The sequence below is a fragment of the Bifidobacterium sp. UTBIF-68 genome (genome assembly GCF_006408855.1).
In the GTDB taxonomy this organism is placed as follows: Bacteria; Actinomycetota; Actinomycetes; order Actinomycetales; family Bifidobacteriaceae; genus Bifidobacterium; species Bifidobacterium reuteri.
The window spans coordinates 1-3,238 of record NZ_JFAN01000060.1 but is presented as its reverse complement, the minus strand read 5'-3'; the positions used below and the strand labels follow the sequence as shown (position 1 = coordinate 3,238).

The window sequence follows — 3,238 nt, the reverse complement described above, 5'->3', positions numbered from 1 at the left end:
GAACTATGCATGCTCGATGATTGGCGACGCCTCACAATCACTAATGCCTTTGTCGGCCTTTCATGGGCAATGCGGTTGGAAGAGGACCCTTCCAGCCGCATTTCTTTTACTCGGGGTAGCCGTCCGTCAACTCATCGGGACGGCACTCGAGGGCGCGGGATAATCGCAAAGCGTTATCAAGCGTCATGGAATGGACGTCGTAACGTCCCGTCTCGTATCCGCTTAGCGTCGTCTGCGCTATCCCGGTCAGTTTCGCTAGTTTGACTTGCGTCAAACCGGCGCGTTGTCTGAGTTGTTTCAACCCCATGGACTCACCTCTCTTGTGTTCGGTCAGCCAAATGCTATCAGAGTATTCTAATAGTCGCATGTATGAAACACCATCGTGGTTCACGCTTGCGGGGCTATCGCGTTCATCTGAACTTGATAGATATTAGAATATTCTAATGTTCGTGGGTATGCAAATCGGCGGGTCGAAAACCAGCACGCCGATAAACTACTTGAACAATTCAGCCTCGATAGCCTCATTGGTCAAACCACGCTTGGCCTTGGCTTCAGCCTCAGCCTTGGGGTCAGGCCACTCGGCACCGAACACGCCGGTATGCAGTTCCCAGTGAGTACACACCCGCATGACCCGAACGAAACCGTCTGGATAAGGCGGGTAATACAACACCAGCACATCATCAAAAGCATGAAACTCCAAGTAGCCCGAGAAATGCGCGTCTGGATTGGTCAGCTCATGGGGCTTGTACGCTTCGGACACACACCCGTTAACGCGCAATTCCTCACGAACGATACGCAACACCTCAGCGGCATAGTCACGACGGTACCGTTTCAACCGCTTGACATCCGCCTTGGCTAAATCCGAGTAGGCAACCTCAATCATCGCCCAACACCTCACGCTCGAATGCGTCAAAATCCGCATCAGTACGTAATACGGTATCGGATGGCAAAGCGTGCAATGTCTTACCCGTGGTTTCGGCATTGATCGGCGCACCGGCCGACGCATACCCGGCCAAGTAGGCGTTGATTATGCTAATCAGGTTATCGCCTTTGCGTTTTGCAACGGCTTCAGCCGAAGCATAGGCAGGCAGGCTTTCTACAGCCGTCATAACACACCACCTTTCATTAGTAGTTTTCAGCGTATCCCCTGAATATGAAGACACGCTATGAACAATGGCATGACACCAACGCCATACCCAGTGCCTACATACTGCCGTAAAGACACCATGTAAGCTGTTGACAACCGCCGACCTTTCCGCCGGCACAACGCCACGTCAACAATGGCGGCCCACCCTTGCCACTCGCCTTACCCGGCATGACGCCGAGACGTACGGATTGATGCAGGACTTTTGAAATCGTAAAAGGGCACACACACGCTAATCTGTAGCGCTGTTTTCTTTCGGCCTGTCAGCCTCCAACAGTCTCCGAGGATTAGACACGCGCAAAGCATCACAGATAGCAAGCGCCGTGTTAAGCGTCATGTTCCCGACGCTCAAGATACCGGTTTCGTAGTTGGCAATATTGCCTCTACTAGTCCCTGATTTGTCGGCTAGCTGTTGTTGTGTCAGTCCTCGTTTCTGTCTTAACTCCCTTAAACCCATTTGGCTCACCTCGCTTTACCGACGTTAGCCCAATTCTACTATCGCAACGTAAGGTTTTATCCCAGTTCAAGAGGTGCCCAAGGTTGTCTCTCCCTGTATCCCTCAAGCTATGCCCTTGCCAGCATCCTGACTCAGGCTTACGCCACTAGCGGTGCCACCGATACCGTGGCCGGAAAACCGCTCTCGCTTTACCGTCACAGGCAGGCACATGCACCCGTCAGGGAGTGTCTCGGTAAGTGTGTAACTGGTCTTGGTCGCCGGTCCGTGGGCCGGCGGGAAAGGGCCTGTGATGAGCATGCCGACTGAGACAATGGAAACCATGACGAAGAAGCCCGTCGCCGGCAATGATGCCGCGGTGAAGACAAGGAAACGTGGTGGTGGGCCGGCGTCCCCGGCCGAGCGCGAGCTCGCGTTGGAGATGATTCGCCGCGCCAAGGAGCAAGGACTCGACCTGACCGGTCCGGACGGCCTGTTGAAGCAGTTCACCAGGACCGTGCTGGAGACCGCCCTGGACGAGGAGATGACCGAGCACCTCGGACGTGCCAGGCACGAGAAAAGCGTGGATGGCAGGGCCGCGAACACGCGCAACGGCGCCACCGTCAAGACGGTCACGACCGACGCGGTCGGCCCGGTCGAGATCAGGGTGCCGCGTGACCGCGACGGGTCGTTCGAGCCCGTCATCGTCAAGAAGCGCCAGAGGCGCCTGGGCGACGTCGATTCGGTCGTGCTGTCCCTGTACGCCAAGGGGCTCACGACCGGCGAGATCGGCGCGCATTTCAGGGAGATCTACGGCGCGTCCGTCTCCAGGGAGACGGTCAGCCGTATCATCGAGCGGGTGACGGCGGAGATGAACGAGTGGACGTCGCGGCCGTTGGACCGGGTGTACGCCGCGGTGTTCGTCGACGCGATCCACGTCAAGGTCAGGGACGGGCAGGTCGCCAACCGCGCGTTCTACGCGGCGATCGGCGTGGATCTGGAGGGCAGGCGGGACGTGCTCGGCATCTGGGGCTCGCCTGCCGCCGAGGGCGCGAAATACTGGCTGTCCGTGCTCACGGAGTTGAAGAACCGGGGCGTGGATGACGTGTTCTTCCTGATCTGCGACGGGTTGAAGGGCCTTCCCGACGCGGTAGGCGTGGTATGGCCGCAGGCGATTGTGCAGACCTGCATCATCCACTTGCTGCGCAACACGTTCCGCTACGCGTCCAAGAGCGATTGGAGCGCCATCGGACGCGACCTCGTCCCGGTCTACACGGCCGTCAACGAGACGGCGGCCGCGGCCGCGCGCGACGAGATGCTCGACAACTGGGCCTCCAAGTACCCCGCCATCCGGGGCCTGTGGATGGGCGCGTGGGACCTGTTCGTGCCGTTCCTGGACTACGACGTGGAGATCCGGCGCGTGATCTGCTCGACCAACGCGATCGAAAGCCTGAACGCCCGGTTCCGCCGGTCCGTGAGGGCGCGCGGCCACTTCCCCAACGAGCAGGCCGCGCTCAAATGCCTGTACCTGACCGTCAGGTCGCTGGACCCCACCGGCCGGGGACAGGTAAAATGGACGGCACGATGGAAGCCCGCATTAAACGCGTTCGCCATCACCTTCGCCGACCGCTGGCCGGCCGACAGGAACTGACAATAAAAAA

The 3,238-nt window shown here is 58.6% G+C and carries 5 protein-coding genes; 1 reads left to right on the top strand and 4 read right to left on the bottom strand.

The features are described 5' to 3' along the window. Positions 1-106: 106 nt before the first annotated feature. The 4 genes from BW14_RS12625 to BW14_RS11725 all read right to left on the bottom strand — a co-directional run bounded on the left by BW14_RS12625 (position 107) and on the right by BW14_RS11725 (position 1,601). On the bottom strand, positions 107-307 hold the full coding sequence (locus BW14_RS12625; RefSeq protein WP_181162393.1) for a helix-turn-helix transcriptional regulator: 201 nt from the start codon (positions 305-307) through the stop codon (positions 107-109). A gap of 186 nt (positions 308-493) precedes the next feature. Then, positions 494-883 carry a type II toxin-antitoxin system YafQ family toxin gene (locus BW14_RS11730; RefSeq protein WP_181162392.1) on the bottom strand — a complete coding sequence of 130 codons (390 nt, stop codon included), beginning with the start codon at positions 881-883 and terminating at the stop codon, positions 494-496. Next, positions 876-1,109, bottom strand: coding sequence for a hypothetical protein (locus tag BW14_RS12080; RefSeq protein WP_181162391.1), 234 nt, complete (start codon positions 1,107-1,109; stop codon positions 876-878). Before BW14_RS12080 ends, BW14_RS11730 begins: the two co-directional genes overlap by 8 nt. A gap of 267 nt (positions 1,110-1,376) precedes the next feature. Beyond that, positions 1,377-1,601, bottom strand: coding sequence for a helix-turn-helix transcriptional regulator (locus BW14_RS11725; protein WP_140490770.1), 225 nt, complete (start codon positions 1,599-1,601; stop codon positions 1,377-1,379). Positions 1,602-1,920: 319 nt separating this feature from the next. Here BW14_RS11725 and BW14_RS11720 point away from each other — a divergent pair, with 319 nt between their 5' ends. Next, on the top strand, positions 1,921-3,228 hold the full coding sequence (locus BW14_RS11720; RefSeq protein ID WP_308810450.1) for an IS256 family transposase: 1,308 nt from the start codon (positions 1,921-1,923) through the stop codon (positions 3,226-3,228). The last annotated feature ends 10 nt before the right edge of the window (positions 3,229-3,238 follow it).